This window comes from Paenibacillus sp. FSL H7-0943 (assembly GCF_037963265.1).
In the GTDB taxonomy this organism is placed as follows: domain Bacteria; phylum Bacillota; class Bacilli; order Paenibacillales; family Paenibacillaceae; genus Paenibacillus_AQ; species Paenibacillus_AQ odorifer.
This window is the reverse complement of sequence record NZ_CP150148.1, coordinates 1,936,895-1,963,407: the sequence shown is the minus strand read 5'-3', so window position 1 is coordinate 1,963,407 and position 26,513 is coordinate 1,936,895. Positions and strand designations below refer to the sequence as shown.

22 protein-coding genes and 1 riboswitch are annotated in these 26,513 nt (G+C 43.6%); of the genes, 1 reads left to right on the top strand and 21 read right to left on the bottom strand.

The features are described from left to right. Positions 1-91: 91 nt before the first annotated feature. From NSQ55_RS08460 to metA, 12 genes are all read right to left on the bottom strand, one after another. A complete protein-coding gene (locus NSQ55_RS08460) occupies positions 92-1,765 on the bottom strand; it encodes a trypsin-like peptidase domain-containing protein (RefSeq protein WP_076184679.1) in 1,674 nt (557 codons plus the stop codon). 236 nt (positions 1,766-2,001) lie between these two features. Then, entirely contained in the window at positions 2,002-2,655 is a 654-nt protein-coding gene (locus NSQ55_RS08455; protein ID WP_036684464.1) for a response regulator transcription factor, read from the bottom strand. Positions 2,656-2,658: 3 nt separating this feature from the next. Further along, a complete protein-coding gene (locus tag NSQ55_RS08450) occupies positions 2,659-3,735 on the bottom strand; it encodes a sensor histidine kinase (RefSeq protein ID WP_076126420.1) in 1,077 nt (358 codons plus the stop codon). Next, the gene (gene liaF, locus NSQ55_RS08445; RefSeq protein WP_305954112.1) at positions 3,736-4,815 is read right to left on the bottom strand and encodes a cell wall-active antibiotics response protein LiaF; all 1,080 of its coding nucleotides are present in this window, start codon (positions 4,813-4,815) and stop codon (positions 3,736-3,738) included. A gap of 236 nt (positions 4,816-5,051) precedes the next feature. Continuing rightward, positions 5,052-5,195: a hypothetical protein gene (locus NSQ55_RS08440; protein ID WP_156113077.1), complete on the bottom strand. Its 144-nt coding sequence runs from the start codon at positions 5,193-5,195 to the stop codon at positions 5,052-5,054. Between the two features lie 146 nt (positions 5,196-5,341). Beyond that, positions 5,342-6,190, bottom strand: a complete 849-nt coding sequence (locus NSQ55_RS08435) for a 3D domain-containing protein (protein ID WP_248547672.1) — start codon at positions 6,188-6,190, stop codon at positions 5,342-5,344. Positions 6,191-6,326: 136 nt separating this feature from the next. Beyond that, a complete protein-coding gene (gene thrS / locus NSQ55_RS08430; protein ID WP_076135889.1) occupies positions 6,327-8,267 on the bottom strand; it encodes a threonine--tRNA ligase in 1,941 nt (646 codons plus the stop codon). Between the two features lie 506 nt (positions 8,268-8,773). After that, a complete protein-coding gene (locus tag NSQ55_RS08425; RefSeq protein ID WP_036684471.1) occupies positions 8,774-8,944 on the bottom strand; it encodes a toxin-antitoxin system HicB family antitoxin in 171 nt (56 codons plus the stop codon). An 11-nt stretch (positions 8,945-8,955) separates the two neighbouring features. After that, complete coding sequence (locus tag NSQ55_RS08420; RefSeq protein WP_036684473.1) at positions 8,956-9,798, bottom strand: SPFH domain-containing protein; 843 nt, start codon at positions 9,796-9,798, stop codon at positions 8,956-8,958. 530 nt (positions 9,799-10,328) lie between these two features. Further along, complete coding sequence (gene mqnC, locus NSQ55_RS08415; protein WP_076184682.1) at positions 10,329-11,465, bottom strand: cyclic dehypoxanthinyl futalosine synthase; 1,137 nt, start codon at positions 11,463-11,465, stop codon at positions 10,329-10,331. Between the two features lie 626 nt (positions 11,466-12,091). Continuing rightward, complete coding sequence (locus NSQ55_RS08410; protein WP_076184683.1) at positions 12,092-13,264, bottom strand: PLP-dependent transferase; 1,173 nt, start codon at positions 13,262-13,264, stop codon at positions 12,092-12,094. A 36-nt stretch (positions 13,265-13,300) separates the two neighbouring features. Further along, entirely contained in the window at positions 13,301-14,221 is a 921-nt protein-coding gene (gene metA / locus NSQ55_RS08405) for a homoserine O-succinyltransferase (protein ID WP_076281068.1), read from the bottom strand. 115 nt (positions 14,222-14,336) lie between these two features. Next, positions 14,337-14,466: riboswitch (SAM riboswitch) on the bottom strand. A 396-nt stretch (positions 14,467-14,862) separates the two neighbouring features. Here metA and corA point away from each other — a divergent pair. Next, the gene (corA, locus tag NSQ55_RS08400) at positions 14,863-15,798 is read left to right on the top strand and encodes a magnesium/cobalt transporter CorA (protein WP_036684479.1); all 936 of its coding nucleotides are present in this window, start codon (positions 14,863-14,865) and stop codon (positions 15,796-15,798) included. 86 nt (positions 15,799-15,884) lie between these two features. On the opposite strand, the gene NSQ55_RS08395 is transcribed toward corA, so the two are convergent. The 9 genes from NSQ55_RS08395 to NSQ55_RS08355 form a co-directional block, all read right to left on the bottom strand. Beyond that, a complete protein-coding gene (locus NSQ55_RS08395; protein WP_339172591.1) occupies positions 15,885-16,901 on the bottom strand; it encodes an HRDC domain-containing protein in 1,017 nt (338 codons plus the stop codon). A gap of 210 nt (positions 16,902-17,111) precedes the next feature. Continuing rightward, entirely contained in the window at positions 17,112-17,993 is an 882-nt protein-coding gene (locus tag NSQ55_RS08390) for an ROK family protein (protein ID WP_051491338.1), read from the bottom strand. Positions 17,994-18,160: 167 nt separating this feature from the next. Beyond that, on the bottom strand, positions 18,161-20,887 hold the full coding sequence (locus NSQ55_RS08385) for a hypothetical protein (protein ID WP_339172587.1): 2,727 nt from the start codon (positions 20,885-20,887) through the stop codon (positions 18,161-18,163). Positions 20,888-20,900: 13 nt separating this feature from the next. Continuing rightward, positions 20,901-21,764 (bottom strand): copper amine oxidase N-terminal domain-containing protein, encoded by an 864-nt coding sequence (locus NSQ55_RS08380; protein WP_339172584.1) that lies wholly within the window; start codon positions 21,762-21,764, stop codon positions 20,901-20,903. Between the two features lie 43 nt (positions 21,765-21,807). Continuing rightward, positions 21,808-23,724, bottom strand: a complete 1,917-nt coding sequence (locus tag NSQ55_RS08375) for an Mbeg1-like protein (RefSeq protein WP_339172581.1) — start codon at positions 23,722-23,724, stop codon at positions 21,808-21,810. Continuing rightward, positions 23,724-24,554 (bottom strand): hypothetical protein, encoded by an 831-nt coding sequence (locus NSQ55_RS08370; RefSeq protein WP_076281072.1) that lies wholly within the window; start codon positions 24,552-24,554, stop codon positions 23,724-23,726. The genes NSQ55_RS08375 and NSQ55_RS08370 overlap by 1 nt, the downstream gene beginning before the upstream one ends. Positions 24,555-24,594: 40 nt before the next feature. Further along, on the bottom strand, positions 24,595-25,734 hold the full coding sequence (locus NSQ55_RS08365; protein WP_280752668.1) for an Mbeg1-like protein: 1,140 nt from the start codon (positions 25,732-25,734) through the stop codon (positions 24,595-24,597). Positions 25,735-25,819: 85 nt separating this feature from the next. Beyond that, complete coding sequence (locus tag NSQ55_RS08360; RefSeq protein WP_036684485.1) at positions 25,820-26,119, bottom strand: WXG100 family type VII secretion target; 300 nt, start codon at positions 26,117-26,119, stop codon at positions 25,820-25,822. Between the two features lie 46 nt (positions 26,120-26,165). Beyond that, complete coding sequence (locus tag NSQ55_RS08355; protein WP_076281074.1) at positions 26,166-26,513, bottom strand: WXG100 family type VII secretion target; 348 nt, start codon at positions 26,511-26,513, stop codon at positions 26,166-26,168.

The following is a 26,513-nucleotide window of genomic DNA, read 5'->3' as shown; positions in this document are numbered from 1 at the left end:
TGTTCAGTTCTTTTTATATATTGTAGCAGTTTACATCACAATTAGACAAAAACGGAAGGGTCGCCCCTTCCGTGTGACTTACCGTCCGGTATTATTGCTGCTGACTTTGTTGTGTAGTCGTTGTATCAAAATCATTTTTGTTACCGATGGTAACTGAAAGATCCATGGTTTTACCGTCGCGCACAACATTTAATGTTACTTTGTCACCAACTTTTAACGTTTGAATGAAAGTAATCAGATCTTGGTTGGTTGCATACTTCGTTCCATTCGCACCGGTAATGATATCGTAAGGGCGCAGGTCAGCGGTATACGCTGGGGATTTATAGATGATGTCTGCAACCACAGAACCTTCTTTAATATCCGTACCCATTTGCTTAGCAACCTCATCTGTAATCGTCATAAGAGTTGCACCAATGAAAGGTACCGGCTCTTTCGGAATGGCTTGGTTGGCTTCCAGCTTATCTACGACTTCTTTAATCGTATTCACAGCGATTGCGAAACCAATACCTTGAGAATCCGTGCTGACGGCTACATTCATCCCAATTACCTGCCCATTCATGTTGAGCAACGGCCCACCTGAGTTACCCGGGTTGATAGAAGCGTCGGTTTGCAGCAGGTTTTTGTAATTACGTGTTCCACTGCCATCTTCTTCGTTAATATCAATACTGCGTCCTTTTGCACTAAGAACACCGGAAGTTACAGTATGATCAAAGCCTTGCGGGTTACCGATAGCAACCACTTCTGAACCTACCTTTATGCTATCCGAATCTCCCAGTGCTACTGTAGGGAAATCACTATCTCCTTCAATTTTAAGCACAGCCAAATCCAGATCTTTGCTAGAACCTAGCAGCTTCGCTTCATAAGGCTTGGTTACGCCATCCACGGTGACTTGGATTACATCGGCATTGTCAATTACGTGCTGGTTGGTCAAAATATAGCCGGATTTCTCATAAATGAAGCCTGTTCCAATTCCATAAGGGATAAGCTGTGATGAAGAATCAGATCCTGATTTGGAATCCTGTTCATTTTGGGAAGAACCATTTCCACTGTATTGATCCCCGAAGAAAAATTGTGAGAAGGGATCACTCAGATTCGGACTGGATGAGCTTCCATTACGCGAATTAGATTTAACTAGTGTCTCAATCTTAACAACTGCTGGTCCCACCGCATCAACAACACCTGTCACATCACGAGATCCAGTCACCAAGGATGTAGTAGAAGTAGAAGGCGCAACACCTGCACTCTCGCCCGTTGTCTTCGCCGTTCCATTCGTTCCGGAGCTAGCAACCGTTGTAGCTGTATCTCCCGTAAACCAGTTACCTCTGTCTGCCATATACATTGAGCCCGAGAGAACGACCATACCGGCTAGGAATGATACCAGCACTGTTTTTAACGAGCTTTTTGGTTTTTTATTATATTGCCAGCCGCCGCCACCTTCAGAACCGCCACCGCCATTTCCTCCGCGGCCACCACCATTGCCATCATAGCCAGTGGTGCGAAGCGATGTGTTATAAGGCAATGGCTTTACAGGCTGTGGAGGTGTAACCTCGACACGTTCTGGCTCCATCCGATTGTAGTGCTGTGCGCCACCGTCAGTGTTATTCTCGTCTTTGTTCAAAGATTTAAAAGGTCCGTAAGAATAGTAGTATGATGATGATCCTGCTTCAGATGAATTATTATTATTGCTGCTATTGTTATTATTGTCCCATTCCCGATCTGGTGCTGGTCCATTGTCGCGATTGAAGTTGTTTTTGTTATCGTCCATGTTTATCTTTCCTCCTGCTTCCTGTCGCCGTGACAAGGATTAATTTGTTTTCATGTTCTTATTTTGTACTTTAAACCTTAAGGTCACATTAAAAACAATTTAAGCGCAGATAAAAGATATAGGCAAATGGGAGGAGATTAGGCAGGAAAGTAAAAAAAGAAGCTCGGGCGCGAAAAACATCGCGGCCCGAGCTTCTAAAACCATTTCAAATAGTAATGCACCTTAGTCTACAAGTCCTACCCCTGAGCCCAGCCCTTCCGATGAGCGTAAATAGCCAACTGGGTACGGTCATCAAGCTCGCATTTCATCAACAGATTGCTGACATGCGTCTTCACTGTCTTGATGCTGATATGCAGCTCCTCACCGATATCCTTATTGGTCTTGCCCTCAGCTATAAGCAGCAGGACTTCCTTCTCACGCTCTGTTAAACCGGAGGAATCACCTTGCACGGTGCGCTGGCGAATACCACGGGTCAGCGCCTGTGACACATCACCCGTCATGACTGGCATGCCGCGGTAAGCCCCTTGCAATGCGTAGATTAACTCTTCTGCCGACACTGTTTTGAGCACATAGCTGACTGCACCAGCCTCTATAGCATCTACAACAAGATCATCCTCCAGGAAGCTGGTGAGGATCACGATTTTGAGGCCAGGAAATTCAGCCAGCACTGCTCTTGTGGTCTCGGCACCATTCATCACTGGCATCATCAAATCCATCAGCACGAGGTCAGGCAGACCTTCATGTCCACCAGCACGCAGCATCTCCAGCGCCTCTTGTCCATTCGCCGCCTCACCGATGACCTCGAATGTAGGCTCCAACATTAGATAAGTTTTGAGGCCCATCCGTACCATATCATGATCATCTACGAGCAACACTTTTATGACACTCATGCTCTACTCCTCCTCGTCCTGTGTATCTGTTCCTAACGATCTATTCTGCTCTAATTCTGGGTTCCCTTGAACAAACTTAGGAATATGTACACGGATCGTCGTTCCCGCACCCTTGCGGCTAATAATCTCCACTTGCCCACCCAGTTTCTCCGCCCGTTCGCGCATGGTGGTGAGACCGTAGGAGCCTTGTTTTTGCTGCACATGTTCAAAACCTTGACCGTCATCACTAATACTCAGCACAACTTGTCTTGATCCTTCACGAAGTGATAGACTGACCAGTCTAGCCCCGGCATGCTTCACAATATTCGCCATCGCCTCTTGAATAATTAGGAACAGCTGATGTTCGATTGCTTCCGATAACTCGCCCTGAAGTTCGAGCTCCTTCATTCCTTTTAAGCCATTCTGGCGGCAATAATCGGGAAACCATTTTTCCAGCGCCTCGAACAGATTTCGACCTTCCAGCTCCACCGGACGCAGTTGTGCAATTAATGCTCTCATTTGTTTTTGTGCCATCTGAGACATTGTAATCAACTGGTCCATGACCATTTGACCTTGAGCTTCATTGACCTTCAGCACTTTAGGCAGCGAAGAAGCCGACATATGGATGGCAAAAAGCTGTTGGCTCACCGTATCATGCAGATCCCGGGCCATACGCCTTCTTTCCTCCAACACCGCACTCTCCGCTGCCTGTTCCTTCTCAATAACCTCTTGTTCACCCAATCGCTGTAGCAGCTGCATCTTATTCTCGACCGTATCCATCATGACATTAAACTCGTGATACACTCGGGCAAAAGACTGATCGTCACTTTCTGGCATCCGTACGGACAGATTTCCTTTGGCGACCTGCAGCATATTCAGATCCAGATGATCAATCCGGCGCTGAATCCGCTGGCCTGCCATATAGCCGATAACTACAGTGAACAACACAATCCCGAGACATAAGTACAGCCACATCCGATAATCCTTCACTTCGATATAACCAAGGCAAGTGCCTGCATACATCAATCCTGCGCTTACCGCTCCAGTGAGCAAAAAGTAAAACAACAGCAACCATTTGGTATTACTGAAGATTGTCCCCATCTAACCCACCGTTTTAACTTTAATGTCACCTATAAATGCACTTACATTTATACGGACTTTTTTGCCTGCTTCTTTATAATAAGGAGTCTTGCACTGTACACTGCTCATAAAACCACTGCGAGACTGATCCAGAACTTCCATATCCCCGATAAAAGAACTGCTGTTCACCGAGATGCCAAGATCCATATCATTCGGAATGTACACTTTAATGTCGCCTATAAAAGCGGAAATATTAATCCTCGTTTCGCCATAAGCAATCTGTGCATTCGTCAGATCCAGTACGGTATCGCCGATAAACTGCGAGATATTCGTGTTCTTCAGTTGGAAATGCTCGCGCCCCATGTGGACATCTCCGATAAAAGCAGAGCGATTGGTCGATTCCTTTTGATTATTTGATTCATGGAATTCCTCATGCCATTTACCATGTCTATGAGCATGACGCTCATGACGTTCCTGACGTCTGCGCTCGTGTCGTTCCTGCTTCTCTTGCCAACGTGCTTCAGCGCTGGACTTATAAGATCCTGTTTCGTCCTCATCGTCTTCTTCATCTTTTTGAAGATAGTCCTTCCAGTCGCGTTGACCAGAAGCCTTGCCGAATTTTTGCTCAAATTGTTCATCAAGTGTGGAATCCAGTGGTTTGGGCGGCTCCACATCTAGTGAGCTTTTTCCTGAAGGAAAGTGATCTGGTGGTGACGATGGAGCTGGTGGCACAGGTGGTGGTACTGAACCCCGTGGTTTAAAAATCACATAAAGTCCGCCGCCAATCAACATAACTGGAATGAACATTTTGAAAAAATCCCCGGCTGAAATATCGAACCAATCTAAATTCCGTCCAAGGAAAAACACTCCGATCGCCAGAAAGAAAAAGCCGCCGATAGGTGAAGAACCTTTGGATTGTCCATCCCCTGTACCTAAAAGCCGGTTCATTCCCATTAGGATCAAAATTACCGGCCAATAATTCGAAATCAGGTAACCTAAGCTGAAATCAGTGTAACCTAATTGTCTCAGTAGAAACATAGCTCCAATCCCTATCAGGATCAGGCCGCCTAAAACCTGGCTGGTGAACCTTCTTTTCATCATTCATTTCCCCTTTAAAGTAGTGGAACGCTCTCTTCTTCAATCTTATAGCCTTAGTCTACAGGAATGAAGTACTGAGAAACAGCGGCGAGAGAAGGAACTTCCCCTCAGTCTCTAGACTGAGATGAATGGGATAAAATTCTATTTACTTCATTATATATGAAAAAAGACTGTCCCTCAGTAATTAACTGAATTGGACAGTCTCTTTTTTTCAGCAGTCTTCTGCTTCAGTCAGCGCATTATTGTTGCGGTTTCTGAGCTGGTTTAGAAGTATTTCCACTTTGCTTAGTAGCGCCGTCATTCTCAACAGCAAACTCAGCATTGTATTTTTCATTTGGTGTTTTGTAATTTTCTTGTACTTTAGATTTCTTGTTATTGGCCACGGAATTCACCTCCTTTTCTCTTATGCAGCATAGAATATGCTTACTAAGAGAACATCTCGGAAGAGGCAATTGCTTTGCCCCAGTCCGTATTATGGCAAGGTGATGTCACTATTATGCATGACCAAGTGAAAATAAGTTCAATCCCTTTAAATGGATTCTTCGAGCATGGATTGCGGTACTGCTTTGTAAGTCTCAATCGCTTGGCTCAGCTTCTTCAGCATGACTTCCGTACAAGTCCCGTTACCACGCTTAATGAGTTGAACTACAACTGATTTTTTGCCCCATTCCTTATACACCTGTTTCGTAGTAGCAAAATACAGATCAATCTTCCGCCCTTTAATAGCCGAGCCTGTATCAGCAACTATGGCATATCCATAGCCCGGTATATAAAGAATACTCCCCAGCGGCAAAACCTTAGGGTCCGCAGCAATGGTTGAGACTGTATTTTTGTCTCTGCGCACTTTTACCCCTGAATAGGTAATTCCATATTCGGGATGTTTAGATGTTTTACCTGTAGATTCATAACCTGCAGTATATCCAGTCGCCATCACTTTCATTGAAGTAATGATCTGGTCTTCCGCAGGTGCGGCTACAGGAATAGAATTTGGTAACTGTTTGGAAGATCCGCTGCCACCGTTTGTTTTAGTGGTTGGAGCTTTGGTGCTCTGCGGTGCCTTCGTCGCTGCTGGTTTATTTTTTGTTGTTGCAGGTAATACAGGTGCGACGGAATGCGCCTCGTTTGACATAAGTGTGGCACGGCCAGTCGTAAGAATGACCTTATCATCTGTAGTTCTCATAAACACAGAATTAGCCTTGGTATATTGCAACTCGTTCGATAGCGTTTTGTTAATACCCGTGTGCTGTAAAGTGTCTCCTGTCCCAATGGCCCCTACTGCCTGTTGCTTAGATTCTGGAATGATTCCAGCAGCGGTCAATAGCAAAACGATGGTGACAAAAAGACACCAAAACCTCTGAAATATGCCCATTTTGTTCATGTGAAAAACCTCCCCCTTATTAGCGAAGGTTTCCCGATTCACAAAATTTTATACATGAAGATCAGAAGTTGATCCTCATTGGCATATAACAGAGGTCTTATTTAGACGTAATTTTGGTGTTGTTAATTACAAGAAACTAGGAGATCACACGATCAGCAATTTCCTGAGACAAGAGCTCAATCACTTCTTGAAGCGGCTTAGCTCCAATGTCGCCTTCCCCGCGTTTACGGATGGAAACCGTCTGAGCGTTCATCTCATTCTCGCCAACTACGAACATGTATGGCAGTTTCTCAAGCTGAGCTTCGCGAATCTTATAACCCAGCTTCTCATTGCGGAGATCTGCTTCAGCAGAGATACCACGGCGACGCAGCTTGTCTGTAACTTCCTTGGCATAATCGTCGAACGCTGTCGATACAGGAATTACTTTAACCTGCTGTGGAGATAACCAAAGCGGCAGCGAGCCCGCAAAGTTCTCTAACAGGAAGGCAACAAAACGTTCCATTGTACCCAAGATTCCGCGGTGTAAAACGACTGGACGGTGTTTTTGACCATCATCGCCGATATATTCCAGTTCAAAACGTTCAGGCAGCAAGAAGTCGATTTGTACAGTAGACAGAGTCTCTTCTTTACCTAATACAGTCTTAATTTGCACATCAAGTTTAGGACCATAGAATGCAGCTTCGCCTTCTGCTTCGTAGAACGGCAGTCCAGCTTCCTCTACAACCTCACGCAACATCCGCTGTGCAGTTTCCCACATTTCGTCATTTGCATAATATTTCTCAGTATCCTTAGGATCACGATAGGACAACCGGAAACGGTAGTCATTAATACCAAAGTCACTGTATACCTGTTTAATCAATTCGATTACACGAATGAACTCGCCTTTAATTTGGTCCAGACGGCAGAAAATATGGGAGTCATTAAGAGTCATCGAGCGTACACGGTGTAAGCCAGTCAATGCGCCTGACATTTCATAACGGTGCTGGATACCAAGCTCAGCAATACGGATCGGCAGATCACGGTAGCTGTGCATCGAGCTCTTATAAATCATCATGTGATGCGGGCAGTTCATTGGACGAAGAACAAATTCTTCATTGTCGATAGTCATCTTAGGGAACATGTCCTCTTGATAGTGCTCCCAGTGTCCTGAAGTTTTGTACAGTTCAACATTACCCAGAACTGGTGTGTATACATGCTGATAGCCAAGACTTGCTTCCAGATCTACGATATAACGCTCCAGAATACTGCGCAATTTAGCACCCTTAGGCAACCAGATTGGCAAGCCTTGTCCTACCAATTGATTAAATGTAAAGATTTCAAGCTCTTTACCAAGCTTCCGGTGATCGCGTTTCTTCGCTTCTTCAAGCAGACGAAGATGCTCATCAAGCTGAGCTTTTTTAATCCAAGCTGTGCCGTATACGCGTTGAAGCATCTTATTCTTGCTGTCGCCGCGCCAGTAAGCACCGGCTACATTCATCAATTTAAAGACTTTGATCTTAGCAGTCGAAGGCACATGGGGTCCACGGCATAGGTCGAAGAATTCTCCTTGTTCATAGATAGAAATTACGCTATCTTCAGGCAATGCCTCGATCAATTCCAGCTTGTAAGGATCACCTAGCTCACCGAAAATTTCAAGTGCTTCCTTGCGGCTAACTTCTTTGCGCACGATCGGCAGGTTCTCCGAAATTATGCGGTCCATTTCCTTTTCGATTTTGAGCAAATCTTCAGGATTTAGAGGATGTTCCAGATCCATATCGTAGTAGAAGCCATCTTCAATGACCGGACCTACACCAAGCTTAACTTCTTTTGTTCCGAACAAACGTCTAACCGCTTGAGCCATCAAGTGAGCTGTACTGTGACGCATAACCTCCAGACCTTCAGGTGAATCCAAAGTTACGATCTCTACCAGTGCGCCCTCTTCAAGGGGAGTAGATAAATCGACAACGATACCGTTCAATTTCCCCGCTGCTGCATTTTTGCGCAGGCCACTGCTAATAGAAGCTGCTACATCATCAATACTGCTACCCTCTGCGTATTCACGGACAGAACCGTCCGGAAGCTTAATACTTACTGACATTGCTAATTCCTCCTTCATATAATTAAGCCTAAGGGCCCTTTAACCTTTGCGGAACAATAATATCCACGCACACAAAAAAACGCCCGTCCCGCAAAGGGACGAGCGATTACACCCGTGGTTCCACCCAAATTCGATTCTCTCTAGCCTCCCTTGAATCCTCAAGCGGAGTGAAGATTGAATCCTTCGTAAGCATGGAGTAACGACCATGAACCGGCAGCTCTTACTATCCCATTGCAGGGAATTCAAAACCGCAGCTACAAAGGGGTAAATCGAAAGCAGGATGCCGGAGGAAATTTCAGCCTAAGTTTCCTCTCTCTGAACGGTCCAGAACAATCAACTCATATCTTCGTCAATGCTGTTAACGTGAATTATGGAGTAATTATAAATCTGTCCTCTCTGACAGTCAAGTCAGAAAAGGGTCCAAAATGATAGAAGCGCAGGCAGAAGACACACATAAGGACTGTTTTTGCAGCCAATACATGGATGCTGAAACAGCCCTTCTATGGTTATTCCTCTCGCCGTTTTTTTTCAGGTAAGCGGCCTGCACGTTTCAAAGACTCACGCAACAAGTATTCGATATGTCCGTTTACGCTGCGAAATTCCTCTCCCGCCCATCGTTCCAGCGCCTCATGTAAATCCGGATCAATCCGCAGTGGAAAGCTTTTCTTGGCCGCCATGATGCACCGCCTTAGTACAACGAGCCGGCGTTAATGACCGGACTCGCTCCGCGCTCCGACACGATCGCAACCATCAGATTATTAATCATCGCCGCTTTGCGTTCCTCATCAAGCTCAACCACGCCACTCTCTTTAAGCTGTTTAATCGCCATATCGACCATGCCCACAGCGCCTTCAACAATGATTTGACGAGCGGACAGAATTGCAGATGCTTGCTGACGTTGCAACATTGTACTGGCAATCTCTGTGGAATAAGCCAAGTGTGTGAGCCGGGCTTCAATGACCTCTACACCAGATATCGACAAACGTTCTTGCAGCTCGGTTGCCAATTCTTTAGCAATCTCATCTGCATTGGCCCGCAGGGACATGCCCGATTCATTGAAGTTATCATACGGGTATTTACTGGCCACATGACGCAGCGCTGTTTCACTTTGAATTTCCACAAACGCCATATATTTATCTACATCAAAAAGCGCTTTTGCAGAGTTAATTACCTTAAATACGATAACTGCAGCAATTTCAATCGGATTACCTTCCACATCATTAACCTTCAGCTTGACACTGTTAAAGTTACGTACGCGGAGGGAAACCGTCTTGCGCAAACTGAACGGAATGACTGCAAACAAGCCACTTGTCACGATAGTCCCTACATATTGTCCGAAAAAGGTAACTACAACCGACTTATTGGGCTGCACAACCGTAACACTTGTACATAATACCCCAGCTACAACGAACAGAATGACTGGCACTGCGACATACTCTTGAACCGCACCATAAATTCCCCCAGCTAAACAAACTGCAATTAAGGCGAGAACCCAAAATCCACTGACAGGACGAAGCGTTTTCTCTTTCATAAAAGCACCCCCACTAGATATTCTTTTGATATGATTATGATATCACTTTTGGATAATAATGTGAATGGGTAAAAAGAAATAAAAAAATATTTTTATGTTCACATTTATATAAAGCTTCGTTAAAAGGCGTACTCCACACCAACCCTCGTTTGTGTAGTTAACCTTAGTTCAAAATGTTCGTATACTTCAGCTCTATCGGACACTGATGCTCTTATACGCCACATTTTCCGATTTCCCCTGTGCTATCGGACCCCACAGTCCCTATTGCACTAAAAACCAGCCTATATGGGGCTCTTTTCAAGGAATAGCGTCGCTGGGGTCCGAACCCCGACTCAAGAAGCGCTGAATTTGCAATTAAGGTCCACTGGGTCCGTACGCCTAGCGGATGATATAACAAGCGAAGATTCAGATGTGTTCTGCAATAAGGCTTACTAATGATCGTAATCCTAACCTTACAAAAAAACGCTTGATGCTCAGTAATCCACTTAAGGATTAACAAGCATCAAGCGTTGATTAATAATTAATATATATTAGTTCTGCATTACAAAATCATTATCAATCTTCGCATTAGGATCATCGAACACCCGCAGAATATCATAACGTGTATTCCGCTGTGCTGGAACTTTGCCTGCTTCGCGAATCAGCTGAGTAATCGACTCGATGTTTACCTTATAAGTCGCACCCGCTGAAGATACTACGTTCTCTTCAATCATTGTGCTGCCGAAATCGTTGCAGCCATATTGCAAGGAGAGCTTGCCGACCTCTGGCCCCATAGTGACCCAAGAAGATTGGAAGTTCTTAATATTATCCAACACAAGGCGGCTGATCGCTACCGTCTTCAGATATTCCTCAGGCGTTTGTCTGTCCAGCTTCAGGTTGGTATTGTCCGGCTGGAATGTCCATGAGATAAAGGCCAAGAAACCTTCAGAATCATATTTGTTGGCAATACACTCATCCTGAGCCTCACGTACACGTAGTAAGTGCAAAGCTCGTTCTTCCATACTTTCTCCAAGCCCAATCACCATTGTTGCTGTTGTATTCATACCCACTTTATGTGCTGTCTGCATTACATCCATCCACTCGCGCCACGAGCCTTTTAGCCGGCTGATTTTGCGGCGTGTACGGTCATCAAGAATTTCTGCGCCTCCGCCTGGCAAGGAATCCAGACCCGCAGCATGAATTTCACGAACCACTTGTTCCAGTGGTAATCCTGATACTTCTTTCATCTTCATAATCTCCGCAGGAGAGAAGGAGTGCATTGTAATCTCAGGGAAACGTTGCTTAATTCCGCGCAGTATATCTGTATAGTAGCTAAATGGAAGGTTAGGATTAGTTCCACCTTGCATAAGAATTTCTGTACCATTAACAGCAATCGTTTCAGCAATTTTTTGATAAATCGTTTCATCTGGCAGCACATAGCCTTCATCCGAGCCTGGTCTGCGGTAAAAAGCACAAAAACGGCAGTACACATCACATACATTCGTATAGTTAATATTACGGCCAATTACAAATGTGGCTAACGGGTCCGGATGCCAGCGTTCCATAATAGTGTTTGCAGCAGCACCCATTTTCTCAATTTCGTTGCTCTCGAATAGTCGGATGGTATCTTCCAATTGGAGACGGTCACCCCGCAGGGCTTTATCCAAAATAAGATCTATCGTACTCATCGTTCGCATCCTCCTTTTAAACCCTTAGGGATATGGTAGATTCACAAAATCACAAGAAAAATAACGTTGTCGTCCTTTAGAGATAACAACCGTTTCTCGTAGTAACATAAGGATAAAGTATAGTATGTAACTTATACCTTATATTTTAATAAATGAACAGTTCATTTCCTCATCGTATCACAATCTGAACAGCTTGAAAAACTTTTTACTTTCTTAGCAAGATACCATCCAGCAGAAAGAGTCCTTACATTGCTGCCTGCACCCGGTGAATCAAAATTCCTTGAGGCTGCCGGACACAGATGACGTTATTAGTTAGTATTTAGCCTTTGGAGCATAGTTATGGACTCCAGCCACGCTATTCCTTGACAAGAGACTCATGAAGGCTGGTTTTTAGCGCAATAGCTGCTGTGGAGTCCGTTAACATTCCAAATGTGTAATAATGCTGTGTCTAAGGTCAGCTGTGTCCAATAGCAAAAAGTCCAAAAAGAAGAGCTATCCCAGCAGCCAATTCCCGGCTTATGAGACAGCTCTATTTCATCCTGCGTCCAACACCAGCTCTAAATCAACGGTGAGATAGATCCTCGATATTTCCCAGCATTCGGTGCCGATCTGGGTTGCCGTTACTTTTACTTCGTTTCGATTTCCGCCCGCGCAGCCTCTAAAGCTTGACCAAGATCAGCAATTAGATCCTCCGCATGTTCAATACCGACCGAGAAGCGCAGCAATCGATCATCTACACCCACCGCATTCCGAATTTCCACAGGAATATCCGCATGCGTCTGTACTGCAGGATAGGTCATTAGCGATTCAACCCCGCCGAGGCTCTCCGCGAAGGCAATAAGCCGGATATGACGAAGCAGAGGTTCTACGTATCTGGCATCTTTTAATTTGAAAGAAAAAATTCCGGTATTGCCCGAGGACTGGCGATTCTGGATTTCATATCCCGGATGATCCGGCAGGCCTGGATGGAACACTTCCGCAATCGCCGGATGCTCTTGTAGATAGCGGGCAATTGCTAGCGCATTGCTCTCGTGCCGTTCCATACGCAGGGCCAGTGTCTTCATGCCTCTCATCAGCTGATAACTGTCTGTTGGCCCAAGCACAGCGCCAATAGAGTTATGTAGAATCGCTATTTCAGCGGATAATTCAGCTCCTTTAGATACAATAAGACCCGCAAGTACATCATTGTGTCCGCCCAAATATTTGGTAGCACTATGGACTACAATGTCCGCACCTAATTCCAGAGGACGCTGGAAAAATGGAGTCAGCAGTGTATTGTCTACAATTGTGAGCAGCCCATGATGACGGGCCCAAGTAGCAACGGCTGCAATATCCGTAACCATCATCAAAGGATTCGTTGGCGTTTCAATAAATATCGCCTTCGTATTTGGAAGACGTGAAGCCTCAAGCGCATCCAAATCATTCGTATCTACATAGGAAGCAGTGATTCCAAACTTGGACATAATTCGTTCCAACAAACGATAGGTCCCGCCGTAAAGATCCAGCGAAACGATCAAGTGATCGCCTTGCCCAAACAGGGTAAATATGGTTTGAATAGCTGCCATCCCAGAACTACAGGCAAAACCTGCATCACCAGACTCCAATTCCGCAGCCGCATTCTCTAGTACGGAACGGGTTGGACTTTTGGTACGGCTATAATCGAAACCTGTGCTCTGCCCAAGCTTCGGGTGACGGAATGCCGTAGCATTATAGATAGGGAAATTAATGGCTCCGGTAGCCGGATCTTCTTGTGAACCTATTTGTGCCAGTCTGCTTTCAATCCTAAGTTTGTCGTCCATGATAAATGCCTCCTAAATTGTAATGTAGCGCTGATCTTAATAAACAATCGGGTCGATATCGTAAGGTGTCTCTTGATATACATAGTAATTGAGCCAATTAGAGAATAATAAGTTGGCATGTGCACGCCACACTGCAGGAGGTGTTTGTTCTGGATCATCTTTAGGGAAATAGTGTTTCGGCAAGGCCATCTCCATGCCCCTCTCCAAATCACGATCATATTCCCATTTCAAGGATAATGGATCGTATTCGGAATGTCCGGTCACAAATATTTGTTTGCCGTCGGTCGTAGCTACTAGATACATACCAGCTTCTTCGGATTCCGCCAGAATCTGCAGATCTGGATTGCTCTCAATATCTTCGCGGGAGACATCGGTATGACGGGAATGCGGTACATGGAATACCTCGTCAAAGCCGCGCAGCAATTTAATGTTATTTTGATTAATCGTATGGGAGAATACTCCAAAACATTTTTCAGGCAAAGCCACTTTACGAACACCAAAATGATGATACAACCCTGCCTGTGCCGCCCAACAGATATGCATGGTCGAGGTCACATTATCCTTGCTCCATTCAAAAATCTCTTTTAGCTCTTCCCAATAGGATACTTCCTCAAACTCCATTTGCTCTACGGGTGCTCCTGTAACAATAAGACCATCCAAACGGCGGTGGCTGATCTCGTCAAAAGTTTTGTAAAAGCTTCTCAAATGCTCAGCAGAAGTATTCTTAGAAGTATGTGAGCGTGGATGCAGCAAGGTAACGTCAACCTGTAGCGGTGAATTTCCTATTAAACGCAGCAATTGAGTCTCCGTCGTTTCTTTAGTCGGCATGAGATTCAGAATAGCAATCCTTAGTGGACGGATATCCTGATGGAAAGCCAAACTATCATCCATCACAAAAATATTTTCACCGGATAGTATTTCTTTTGCTGGTAAACTGTCGGGAATTTTAATTGGCATTGTCTTTCCACTCCTTAACTGTATTTAGGTTATGATGTCACATCGCGGCTTTCTGAACAATAAAAAGACCTTTCTCGGAAAACGAGAAAGGTCATATCTACAGTCATATGCGCCTCTCTCATCTGCCAGAAACTTTTGGACGAGGTTTAGTCGTCAGCAAAGTTCCGCAAGAATTAGCACCGTGCGTTCACACGCCGGTTGCCGGGTTTCATAGGGCTAGTCCCTCCACCTGCTCTTGATAAGATTTAGCTGTATTCAATTAAATTTCTTTAAAATTTACTTTAAATCATGAACCTCCTTTTCGTCAAGTCCATACAATGCTGAAGTAGCCTCAAAGTAACAATAAATTTGCTTGAAAGAGGCATACTCCGTTGTTATACTAGACAAGTATTTCATACCTGAACGAAAAGAAGAGGTGAGAAGAAGAATGGAAGGCGACCCGAGCTCGCAATTAAGTGTACAGAATGAGCAACCACACAGGATAATCATCAGCTTGCCGGCGGCGGGAGCAGTTCTTCTTCATGCCCTCGAATCGTCATTCGGCCTCTTGTATTGATTGTAACGCCGGCCAAGCTGATTTTTTCTCTGTGCTTAATTAGCAGTCCCTGGTGAAGACCCGGGGATAGAAGGAGTGGAATCAGATGAAAATCCGGCTGGTGAATGCAGGGGTTTTTACACCTATTGATGAAATTGATGAAACATTGACACCCCCAACAGAAGGGTTCTATTGGATTGATGCAGATGTGGAGGATTTGGAGCTGCTTCAGCCCCTGTTCAACCTGCATGATCTCGCTGTTGAGGATTGCCTTAGTGAAGAGGATCAACGTCCAAAGATCGAAATATACGAAAGTCATTACTTTATTGTTGTAAACAGCATCCGCTTTGATGATGAGGAAATCTTCCTGCGGGCGCTCAATATATTCTTGGGCAGACATTATATTATTACTGTAACGAAACAAAAGATTCACGAGCTACGCGTCCTGAAGCCCATGTTATGGGAACAAGAGGTTAGCGAACCCGACCAATTCCTTTACCTGCTTATCGACCTTGTCGTAGATAATTATTTCTCCGTAGGTGACCGAATTGAAGCCCGGATTGAGAAGCTTGAAGAGGATATCCTAATGCATACCAAGAAATCTCATCTGAGTGAGATTATCGGTCTGCGAAGTGAGATCTTATGGTTAAAGAAGATGCTGGGACCACAGAAAGAGGTTATCAATACCCTGAATAAAAAAGACCTCCGTCTGATTGATGATCAGCTGCAGAAATACTTTAGCGACATTTATGAAAATGCAGTTAAAATATCCGAAACCTTTGAGACGTACCGCGATCTCATGGGCAACTTACGTGAGGCCTACCAATCCAGTATCGCCAACCGCGCCAATGAAATTATGAGAGTATTTACCGCGATTACAACGATATTCATGCCTTTGACCGTAATTACCGGAATCTATGGGATGAACTTTGATCATATGCCGGAATTGCATACGAAATACGGTTATTTTGCCGTTATAGGTCTAATGTTGACGTTAGGCTGTGGGATGCTGTATGTATTCCGCAAGAAAGAATGGCTATGAAAATAAACGGACGAATAGGCAAGACGAAGGCCCTTTAACCCTATGGTGTAAGGAAGCCTTCGTCTTTTTGATATGATAAAAAGCTACTAGAAACTGGTCGCCATGCCCACTTTAGGAGCTTGCTCCCGCCGGAAACGAATGCGGATCAGCCGCAGATGTTCATAATAGCTATCCAGCCCTTCTGCTGCTGAAAAATCCTCCCCATACACCTTATGCAGCACTGGCTTTAGAAAAAGATCTCCAACCTCTGCATAGGCATTCCATATCGCCTCCTGCTCATTCTGCGGCACATTTTTCAGTTCTACCTCGATCAGTTTCTCCACGCAATAACCTTCTCTTTCCAGCTCCTCTACCGCTTCAATCAGTTCGCGACGGTTCACTCCACTGTTCACCTTAAGCTGTTCTAACCCTAACCCATTCTCGATCCCTTGCAGCAGAATTCGCCGTAATCGCAGTCTTTCTAGCTGTTTCTTATATTTGACCTCTTTCTGTTTATAGAGCCAGGATACAAAAGAATCCTCCTCAATTTCTTGGTGTACCCAATTCAAAGGAAAGGAATGTTCCCTTGCAGCCGTAGAGGTTATAGCCAACCAATCCGTGCCATATTGGGCTGCCTTTCCTTCCCCTACACCAGGGATCTGCAGCAGCTCCTCTGGTGTATGTGGCAAGAAAGTGCTTATCAAACGTAACAAACGATTGCTGGCAAGAATGTAAGGGGCTTTCCGTTCACTAGAAGCTCGGCTGCGGCGCCAAGCACATAACTCCTCATAAATAGCTTCGCTCCCATTATATTCACTGTAATATTGCAGCCTTAGCTGCTCCTGATTACGCCCGGTAAGGCCGTCTTCTTCATGAAATACGCCATCAATCAACGGCCGATAGCCATCCCCCATCTTCACCGCCAGCTCATGCCTGTAAACACAAAGCATTTCATTCCATGAACCACCCGCGTACCACAAATGCTCCTGGGTTTCCTCACCGCCTGAAAAATCACGCCAGCCCAGGCTCCACACTCCTTCTTCCTCTCCAATCCATAGCTGAGCGAACACCTCTTGATCCACCCCAGATATTCTGGATAAGCGATTCATAAATACAATTTGCATATTCATCCCTGCCTTTCTAGTCTTCAGCAAGCACTATACCTACCGGTCTGAGCTACTTATTCGCTGATGTGAATCCCACACTGTCAGACTCGGAAAACGCAAAAAAGCACCACTCTCACGATAAACGTGAAAGAGGTGCTCCCTCATTAAATGCTATACTGTTAGATCCTACAATACCATATATTTCCTAACAGTCAATATCTTTTTATACTAGTTTCTTGCCAAAGCTAAAGTTGCCAGTCCAATCGCACCTGCAAGTCCTGCGTTATCTCCAAGCTGCGGTGGCACAACATAATTATCGATGTCGGTATTTAGCGCTGGATGCTGAACATAACCCTTCAGCAGCTCCTGCAGCTTGGTACGAATTAGCGGGAACAAGTGGCTTTGCTTCATGACACCACCGCCCATTACGATTTTTTCGGGAGACAGAATCAACACGTAATTCATAAGTGCATGTGCAAGATAATGAGCTTCCATATCCCAAGCTGGATGGTCAACAGGCAGCTCGCCTGCTGGTTGTCCCCAGCGTTTGCCAATCCCCGGACCTGCTGCTAACCCTTCAAGGCAATCGCCATGATAAGGGCAGTAGCCCTCAAACGTGTCCTCTGGATGTCTGCGAACTAGAATATGCCCCATCTCAGGATGAGACAATCCATGCACCATCTGACCTCCAACTACTGCTCCCGCTCCAATGCCTGTCCCAACCGTAATATAAAGGCAGCTGTCCAGACCTTTAGCCGCTCCCCATTTACTTTCCGCAAGCGCTGCACCATTCACATCCGTATCAAAACCGATCGGCACGTTAAATTGCTCAGCCATTGTACCTACCAAATTATATTGTCCCCAGTGAGGTTTTGGTGTCGTTGTTATGTAACCATAAGTAGGGCTGTCCAGCACGGGATCAATCGGTCCAAACGATCCAATACCAAAAGCTTCTACATTCTTCCCATTAAAATAGTCAATTACGAGTCCCATCGTTTCTTCCGGTGTTGTTGTCGGAAAGCTAACTCGGTCCAGAATGGTACCGTCCTCATAACCAATTCCGCATACAAACTTCGTTCCGCCTGCTTCAATCGCTCCCAATAACTTCATAGCAACTATCTCCCTTCTCCATTAAGCAATAATCCGCCATCCAGTTTGAAAATAAAAATTAATATAAAATAAAACAATCAACAGCCCTTATTATACGTTGGATGAAGCGCTATCACAATAATAAAACTCCCTTCATGCTTTTTTGCATGAAGGGAGACTATTGATGTTTAATTATTTAAGTCATCAAACATAGAGCCTTTTACCGTAACCTCAATTTGATCCAGCGGCTTAATGCCGACAAGCTTGCCCAGTGATTTGTACGCGTTGGTACTCTTGGAGAGCTCCACATCTGCCAGCCAAGCCTTAACATAGTACTTCCCATCTGGCATTTCAGCTGTAGTATAGACAGGAATATGGTCCTTATTAATCGTAATCGTCACCGTAGACTTTTCCGTGATCTTGTACATATTCTGATTCAAGCCCACATATTCACGGTATTTGAAATTGTTGAAGCTTCCCAGTGTACTAGACTGTGAGTAACCCTCTAATATATTCTTCCAGAATTCATGGGTGCCTTTATCACTTTCTCTTTCTTGTGAATATGGGATCTCTTCCACATCTTTAGTAAAGCTGTTCTCCACCGTCAGCAACTTCGCATCATTCACTCCGGTGTTATCCTCTACGGATAAAGCCGCTGGCTTTCTTGCAAAGTTATTCCCGTTTTTGCTCAGTGGTTCATTCCGCAGATTGACCGCAACTTTATCATTATTGATATACATAAGATCAGTTTCATATCGGAAAGAATTCGTAAGTTCCTCAACAAGATCCTTATGGTCCTTCGTGTCTTTATCCGTATCTTTAAACGTAACTGTCTCCAGTGTAAAGGTATACGTTCCAACAGGATTAAAATAATATCCGGATTTAATCGGATAATCATACCCTTGAAGTTGCTTATCCGTAGCAAACACGGCGGTATCATAATTAGATTTGTCGTTAAGCATTTTTTTAGCGGTAGCTCTGGCTTTCTTATAAGCTTGAGCCATGCTATTCTCTACCTTCCAGCCGATATCTCCGCTTGCCTGTTGTGTGAAGATTCGCTCGAATTGCCCCTTTACTTTCGTCCAATCCTGTAAGTTCTTATTTTCATCTTCATGAGCCATCCAGCGGATTACATTATAATTGTAAGGCTCACTTGTCCAGAAGAGCTTTCGAATCAAAGAATCCGCTTTATTCTTGTCTATTGAATTCTTGTACAGCTTAGGTGCTATTTGTTTGGCCCCATTATAAATATAAGTCCGAATGGTTTTGACATCCTCACCTGGTGTAAACGGAGCTGAAGTGCTGCCGCTCTCCGTATATGTTTGACAAGATTCAACATCTTTACCTTCCCCGTTCTTTGTTGTGCTGCACACCTGATAATTACGAGTGAAATTTCTGCTCACAGTACCCTGGAAACTGATATTACCTGACTTTTGATTAGGTGTATACGGAGCCGGATTAATGTACCACTTACCGTTAACAGGATCATCACCAAAATCAGGGCGCTGTAGACTAGCTATGATGTCAGGTTGTCTAACTATAGTACTGGCGGCATCGTTAACCAGCGGATTATTCTCCACACGGAAATAACGATAGATAGTATCCGAATTATTGATTACTTCCAAAGCGCCTGTAGCATTCCCACTCCAAGTAAAATCAGAATATTGCGGTTGTAGAACAGCCTTTATAGCAGCGCCATCGGCTAACCCGAATTTCACTTTTTTCGATAACACATTATAATCCAGATCGAAGGAGCCTTTAGTTGTTGGCATCGAGTTGACCTTCTTAATCCATCCGTAAATCTCATTATTTCCGTAAAAGACTTCATTAGGTGACTTCAGCCTGTTCAGATTAAACTGGATGTATACGTCCTCATCAGGCATTGTAAATGTCGCGAAAAGAATATTGTCAGCCGTATTAGCCGCAAGCATAATTTCACCTGCTAACGTTGACGCATGACCATGGTATCTTACAGGGATTTCCTTTCCGTTACTCGTGATCTTCCAAGCGTAATCTGTTGTTTTCTGGGTGGCGAAGCTGGATCTGAGTCTGATTCCAACGGTTACCTCTTGTCCAGCTACCGCGCCGGTTGGCAAAGTTTCGAAATGAGGGGATAAATCATTTACCTGCAAAATAAACGGTGCGATAGGAATGCCTAAGTAAGTAATATTTCCGTTGGAACCTTGGATGTAAATCCTCCCTGATCCCCAAGACAGATAGGTAGGCGGTTGCAGGACGTGAACATAATCTATCCATCGCCCTCCCTTAGACGGTGTAGTATTCTGAGTGTATACAACCCTGTCTTTATACTCCTTGTCTTGATTGTTATAGATGAACCGTTCATATTTCTTACCGGCATAGCTCAGGTTTAGTCCAGTAAGAATAGCCTGCTCAAAAGTCCCGCCGGAATTCACTAGATACTCAATATCCCTACCTACAAATGCATCAAAATCATTTTTTCTAATTTTGTAGCTTGATTTTACGCCAGAGTCCTTCCAAGGTTCCTTAATCATATTAAAATTCTGAATTTGAATCCCGCTCCATCCAGCATACCATGGAGCTCCCTCAGTTGAGACCGAGTCCCCATCAATCGAATACCCGGAAAAAGCAAACATATTGCTATGCTCAAGCCATTCATGATTTCCACCATAGACAATCTCAAAATTACTATTGTTAGATTTTATCTGGTTTTGTAACAAATCCTCTCTTAACTTTCCTTTATTAGTCTCCATTGTGTAATAATTAGATTTTTTATAGAGCTCCGCCATATCTTTATTGATCTTCTCGATAACAGCTGTCGCTGTTTTTGGAAGATTGTTAGAAGTATCATTCACTGACTCTTCAGAGAAAACTGAAGAAGCTATAGATTGGAATAAGAATATTGTCACTATACTAAGCCATATCGATTTTTTCATACCTTCACCTCTCCTACTTCGGCCATACTGCGATTCCTATATCCCCCATACCAGGAGAGTCTACATCAATTTTATAATCTTTGCTTTGGAAGACTTTATAATCTAGCTCATCCATTCTTTTTGTTTTTGTTCTAACATACTTCATAATCGAATCTACGACATCGCCCTCAATGTTTTGTCTAAGAATATTCTCCGCTTCCTTCGCCTCCAGTGCAGGGTCAGAGCCTATATTAGTAAATGTAATTGTAATTTGAAAAAGATACTGACCTGCTTTCCGATCATCATTGTTGTATACTGTCAGCTGTGAATCGGTAATATAAGTCGACTCTAGATTGGCCCCCAGATGGGTATACGGGATTTCAAACCCATGAATCGTTACGGTCTTGGCTCCATTCGTTGATTCTCCCGTAGCAGGCTTATCAGAGGTAGCTATTTCACCTGAAGGAGTAGTGATGTAGACCGTCTTCACAGCATCATCCCATTTCACGTTTACACCGAGTCCTTCATATACAAATCGAAGTGGGACAAAAGTTCTTGACTGTTTGAACAATGCAGCCGTGTCCATTTGTTTTGTTTTTCCATTGAGCTCATAACTCTTTTTCCCGATATAGACACCCATTGTTTTGCCTTCAAGCGAGATTGTTGCCTTTTTAGCCTTACTGTCCCATAACACCTTAGCTCCAAGCGCTTCACTTATAAAACGCACGGGTAGCTGTACCCTTTGCTGCGCATCGATAAAAGGCTGGGCGTCTGGAAAAATAACTTTTTCTCCATTTACTACTACTCTCAATGGAAGACTTGCTGCAAAACCTGAAAATGCAGAAGTCATCAGGGATACCATTAGTAATAAAAGCAGCGAACTAATTATTTTTTTCATATAATTGCTCCTCTCAAATTTATCTTTCTATTTCCTGATATAATTAGTTCAGGTGTATTGTGGTAGTACTTGCACGGGCAGCAGCAACAATTTTAGATTCAATCTCTCGATATTTTGTAACAGTGTATCTTAAACCTGCAGTTTTTCCGTTTATCGCTGTTGTTACACGATTTTTCTGCGTCCGGACTTCATTGCTTAAACGTTGAACTTCTCTTAATTGAGCTTGAACATAAGATTCACTGTAAGCCCTGCCCACGTTAGAACTTACTCCAGAAGCTATAGATAATATCCTCTCGACGACTTCAGCAATGCTCTCTTCCTTACGCACCAGACTTTTCTGCAGACTCTCCAGTTTATCCATATTCGCCAAGATCTTAGCTCCTTGAATGACACTAGCAGATGCAACTGCAATCTTCGTAATGGTTTTCGTTACGGTCGATTTAACATTGCTGATCGCTGAATCTTTAATCGTGCGTGCGCCAGCGATAAATTCTTCCTTTGTTTTCTTAATTTTAGATTTTACACTTTGGAATATATCCCCCATTTTCTTCATCGCTTTGTCTTTTACACTAATCCAATAATCCTTCTGAGCTTCAACATATTGAATGGCATTCTCTACAAAACGATTGAAGCCCTCTTTCATTTTCGTCATAAAATCAGAAACTGCGTGCTTTACCTTTTGTGAAAACTCCGCAATTTTATCACCGATCAAATTAGTCACTCGGACAGCTTCTGTCACCATATTCGTTACAAATTCAACACTTTGATTATAAAAGGAAACTACTCTCTCCTTGATATCCTCCACCCTTTGCTCAATCCAGGGAATCACACTGTCAATTACAAAACCAATCACATAAAGCGCAACCAGAGCTTTTATAGTGACAACGAGCGCAGCTAACGCTGCAGTAAGCGCCGCAGTAACAACTGCAACGGGCCCAACTGTCACCATTAAAAGTCCAACTACGGCTACTCCCGCAAACGCTAATGGCCGCAGATCTACTTCCCCATCCAATACTTTGAAAATCCCTTCGACCAATGCTTCCTTTAGGGGGCCCGGCACAATTTCCAGACCAACTGTAATATTATGCACTAGGTTAGGAACCAAAGCCCGAGTCTGTGACTCTGAACGTTGAAAGGACTCATTGTTCCCGTCGATCTTCAGTGAGAATAAGGAATGATGTGGCAGGACGGTATTCCTTTCAGATTCAGTATCAATGTAAATACCTGCCGATGGATTTTGAAATAGGGCCGGAACGATGTCATTTTTATTTCTGAACTCTTTAATTTTGTCATTCTCATTCAATTCGTCTATAGTGGCCCTGTGTTTATCAAGCAAGGTTCCATTAAATCCCGGTGCATTAAACGTTGATGCGGAAGTTAGTTGGTTCCGTAAATTCTCAGGTAATATAAAAGAGGAATATAGGGCTAGATTACCTCCTAGCGAGTGCCCAGTCAGAAACAATTCATAACCCGCATCTATTTTGAAATTATTCATATATTCTTTAGCTTCCGCCTGTTGTAAAGATTCAAGGGCATATGCAGTTGTTCCGTTGTTTTTCCAGTCATTATGGTAAAGCGGGTTATCCATTGGTTCACTACCCCGGAACGCCGCTACCTTTGCCCCGTTCTTGGTATCTACTGTAAATGCAACAAAACCTGATTCCTCTTTTTTATTATGAGAGACGATATTGGAGATTTCCCAATTCTGATAATCAGATATATTCATCTGCTCTATGAGATCATTCCACTGCTTGTATTCTTTGACTCCGTTAAGATCGTCAGGAAAGCGTTCTTTTAATTGTTGCTGACCTGCGGGAGAAGCGTAGAAGTTGAGAACTTCGCCGAGAGTGATTTTTTTATATAATGCATAAGTTTTTTCCAAATCCTTAATGTTGAGTATATCTAAATAAACAAGTTGCGAGATCTGCTTTAACTCTACCTCTGTAAGCGTATCGTCCATTACAATCCCCCTCTTTGTTCCATTCTTTTTATTCTGTCCTCTTTCCATATATCAAAGAATTCTCTAATCTTGTCTTGAGATTCTACAATCTTTCCATCAACTCCTAATTTGAATCCAGCCATTGTAACTATATTAATAATTCCTGTTTTTTTAGTTTCGTCACTAAAATATATGTCAACACTTTCCTCTGCCTTTTTGACCTCTTCTAATCGACCATAGGCCTCTGGAGTGAGGTATCCTATCCCTATCAGACTACTCACATATTTATTTTCTGCTAGTATTTTTGCAAAATCCATATATTTTCTCATTTCTGCCTCTTGGTCCATATCTCCATTACCATCAACATAGTTATCACTATTTAAATAGACTGAAATCACCAGCGTATTCGTTGGATATAACTTCAGAAATTGCTCGTAGGAAAGCTTTGTATCGTTATGCTTGGGGTAAACCAACCCCGTTTCGTTGGCAACGATAATTTTACTGTCAGGCCAAATGCTAGCAGCGATTGCTTGAATCATTGGTTCATCTTTTTTTGCTACCACCTGGTTTAAATAGTTGTCATACACCTTTTCCAAATCCTTCGTGATTTCCACCCGTACATTAATCGTGTCATCCTTCTTAGGATGCACAGTCGCCTTCAATGTATTGTTGTTCATCGTTCCCCAACCGCCGCCTATGCCATCAAGGATGAATTCCTCGCCATACTTTTCCTGCAAGGAGCTCAAAATTTTCTTTTCACTTTTCTCCTCTCTAGAGCCACATCCCATAAAGCTGAACATTGATAATATCAACATCAGAGTCAACACCTTCCTTGTATAAATCTTTTTCATGCTGGCTTCACTCCTTTTTGATGGCGATTCCAGTTAGTAATCAGAATTCAAAATCCAGCTTCAATTCTGGAAATTTGAGCATTTGATTCATGGTTGTTTCAACCACCTTATCTAGATGTAATGTCATTTGGTTCGTTAGTTTCTCCATACGTTCCATGAGGGCATTTGTCAGTTTATTCAACCATTCCTCTACATGGTCCATCAGCTTATCCCCTACCGGACTGCAAATCAGTAGGATGGATAAGACAGCTTGCGTGATTTCATTAAGCTCTTCTGCTATTCCCGCTGCCTCTAGCATGGCTGCTTCAGATAGTTGTTCAAATTTCGCACGGATGTCATCGAATAAGAAGGATTCCGGAATATTATTCATTTCGGTTCTCCACTCGCTGAACTTCGCATCCAACATTCGTTCATATTTGTGGGCAATTTCAATCAGTGCACCTCGCACTTTTCCTACATCCAACTGATCTATTAAGGTAAATATCACGTAACCCAAATGGTCCGATGCAGATTCTGTTAGTCCGACGGTATCCCCAAATCCACTCATAACAGCATCAAAAACAGGCGTATGCTCTTCCGTTAGGATATTAATCTTGGATAGCAAAGCATAGGCATTCCCTTTTTCACCTATAATCACATTCCCCTCAGCGTCAAAGGTATAGCGCTGCCAAAGCGAATCAGGAATTAGAAATTCCGTTTCTTCTATACCCGATTTAGCAAATACAATCTCTTCGTTGTGTTTGCCTAACGCGGATACAAGACTGTTATAAGCCACAATATTTTTAACCTGAAGCTTTCCCTTTTGCTCCACAGTCAGAATGTTTGCTATACCTGGTGCGTCGAATACCACACCACCAATCCCCTCATTAACCGTTGCTGCATAAAGAGCTAAGGCACCGCCCATGGAATAACCAGTAACCTGGCAATCCTTCTCCCCTTTGTTTTTTAATAAAAATCTTGATGCTTCCTCCGGCATGCTGCTCTGACCGCTTAACAGAGACTGCAGATCCGCAAGCCAATCTTTTCCTTTATATGTAAAGATAATTAATCTATCATCATGCTCATCTCTATAGGCATAGGCTGCTGCTCCAGCAAAAGCCAGACTATCCGTCAGTTCGAGACCGTCTGCTGCTTCTACAACTGATGCCAGTGTTATGTATTGTTGTTCGGTCAGCTTCACTTACAGATCCCCCCAAATAAATTCACATTAAAATCATACTAACAAGGCAGATGGCTCAAAATCTGCCTTGTTATGTATGCCAGCATTATTTTCCACGCAGTTTACTTGCCATTTCTTGCTCGGCTTGTTGCTTGATGTTAGCAATTTGCGTTAGGTTCTTACTGATATTCTCTACACAGAGAACCATTTCCTTAAAACTAGGCATAAGTCCATCGAATTGTTGTATAAAAGCTGTTTGTGATTCTCCTTGCCACCAACCGCTAACGGCATGAATTTCAGATTGCAATTGTTTGATAAGAGTATCTGCATTATTTGCTTTGGTTTTAATAGACTTAGCTACACCTAGTGCCTGATCCGGATTAAATGTAAGATTGTTTCCCGCCACATTATTCACCTCCTTTCAAAGCATTTATATCTCAACAACCCTGTCATTACTTCTGGCTTTGCTTTTGTTTTTCTAATTGCTTTTGTTTCAGTGCCTCTTGCGCCGCCTTCTCTGCTAGTCTTCGCTTTTCTTCTCTTTCCTGTTCAGCACGGATCACTTCTGAAGCCACTCTTTGGACCCCACTTTCGAGCCTACCCAGCATTGTGAGCAGGGTCTTCATTTCGCTATCCAGCTCGTTGTATTCACTTTGAAATGCCTTAGAAGCCGTACCGGTCCAATAGCTGGCCGATTGTGTATAATCGCTTTGCAGTTTTTTTGAAGTACTGTTTACTTCATTAGTTAGACTATGGATCTGTGAAGCGTTTCCCCTGATTTCTGATGGACTAACTGACAC

What these genes read in the sequence shown, in the direction of transcription:
- NSQ55_RS08370 (WP_076281072.1), bottom strand. Translation starts at nt 24,554, where the DNA reads ATGAAAAAGATTTATACAAGGAAGGTGTTGACTCTGATGTTGATATTA.
- NSQ55_RS08395 (WP_339172591.1), bottom strand. Translation starts at nt 16,901, where the DNA reads ATGCAAATTGTATTTATGAATCGCTTATCCAGAATATCTGGGGTGGAT.
- NSQ55_RS08410 (WP_076184683.1), bottom strand. Translation starts at nt 13,264, where the DNA reads ATGGACGACAAACTTAGGATTGAAAGCAGACTGGCACAAATAGGTTCA.
- mqnC (WP_076184682.1), bottom strand. Translation starts at nt 11,465, where the DNA reads ATGAGTACGATAGATCTTATTTTGGATAAAGCCCTGCGGGGTGACCGT.
- liaF (WP_305954112.1), bottom strand. Translation starts at nt 4,815, where the DNA reads ATGATGAAAAGAAGGTTCACCAGCCAGGTTTTAGGCGGCCTGATCCTG.
- thrS (WP_076135889.1), bottom strand. Translation starts at nt 8,267, where the DNA reads ATGTCAGTAAGTATTAAGCTTCCGGACGGTTCTGTCCGTGAATACGCA.
- NSQ55_RS08375 (WP_339172581.1), bottom strand. Translation starts at nt 23,724, where the DNA reads ATGGACGATACGCTTACAGAGGTAGAGTTAAAGCAGATCTCGCAACTT.
- NSQ55_RS08450 (WP_076126420.1), bottom strand. Translation starts at nt 3,735, where the DNA reads ATGGGGACAATCTTCAGTAATACCAAATGGTTGCTGTTGTTTTACTTT.
- NSQ55_RS08435 (WP_248547672.1), bottom strand. Translation starts at nt 6,190, where the DNA reads ATGAACAAAATGGGCATATTTCAGAGGTTTTGGTGTCTTTTTGTCACC.
- metA (WP_076281068.1), bottom strand. Translation starts at nt 14,221, where the DNA reads ATGCCAATTAAAATTCCCGACAGTTTACCAGCAAAAGAAATACTATCC.
- NSQ55_RS08380 (WP_339172584.1), bottom strand. Translation starts at nt 21,764, where the DNA reads ATGAAAAAAATAATTAGTTCGCTGCTTTTATTACTAATGGTATCCCTG.
- corA (WP_036684479.1), top strand. Translation starts at nt 14,863, where the DNA reads ATGAAAATCCGGCTGGTGAATGCAGGGGTTTTTACACCTATTGATGAA.
- NSQ55_RS08460 (WP_076184679.1), bottom strand. Translation starts at nt 1,765, where the DNA reads ATGGACGATAACAAAAACAACTTCAATCGCGACAATGGACCAGCACCA.
- NSQ55_RS08420 (WP_036684473.1), bottom strand. Translation starts at nt 9,798, where the DNA reads ATGAAAGAGAAAACGCTTCGTCCTGTCAGTGGATTTTGGGTTCTCGCC.
- NSQ55_RS08455 (WP_036684464.1), bottom strand. Translation starts at nt 2,655, where the DNA reads ATGAGTGTCATAAAAGTGTTGCTCGTAGATGATCATGATATGGTACGG.
- NSQ55_RS08390 (WP_051491338.1), bottom strand. Translation starts at nt 17,993, where the DNA reads ATGAAGTTATTGGGAGCGATTGAAGCAGGCGGAACGAAGTTTGTATGC.
- NSQ55_RS08425 (WP_036684471.1), bottom strand. Translation starts at nt 8,944, where the DNA reads ATGGCGGCCAAGAAAAGCTTTCCACTGCGGATTGATCCGGATTTACAT.
- NSQ55_RS08385 (WP_339172587.1), bottom strand. Translation starts at nt 20,887, where the DNA reads ATGAAAAAATCGATATGGCTTAGTATAGTGACAATATTCTTATTCCAA.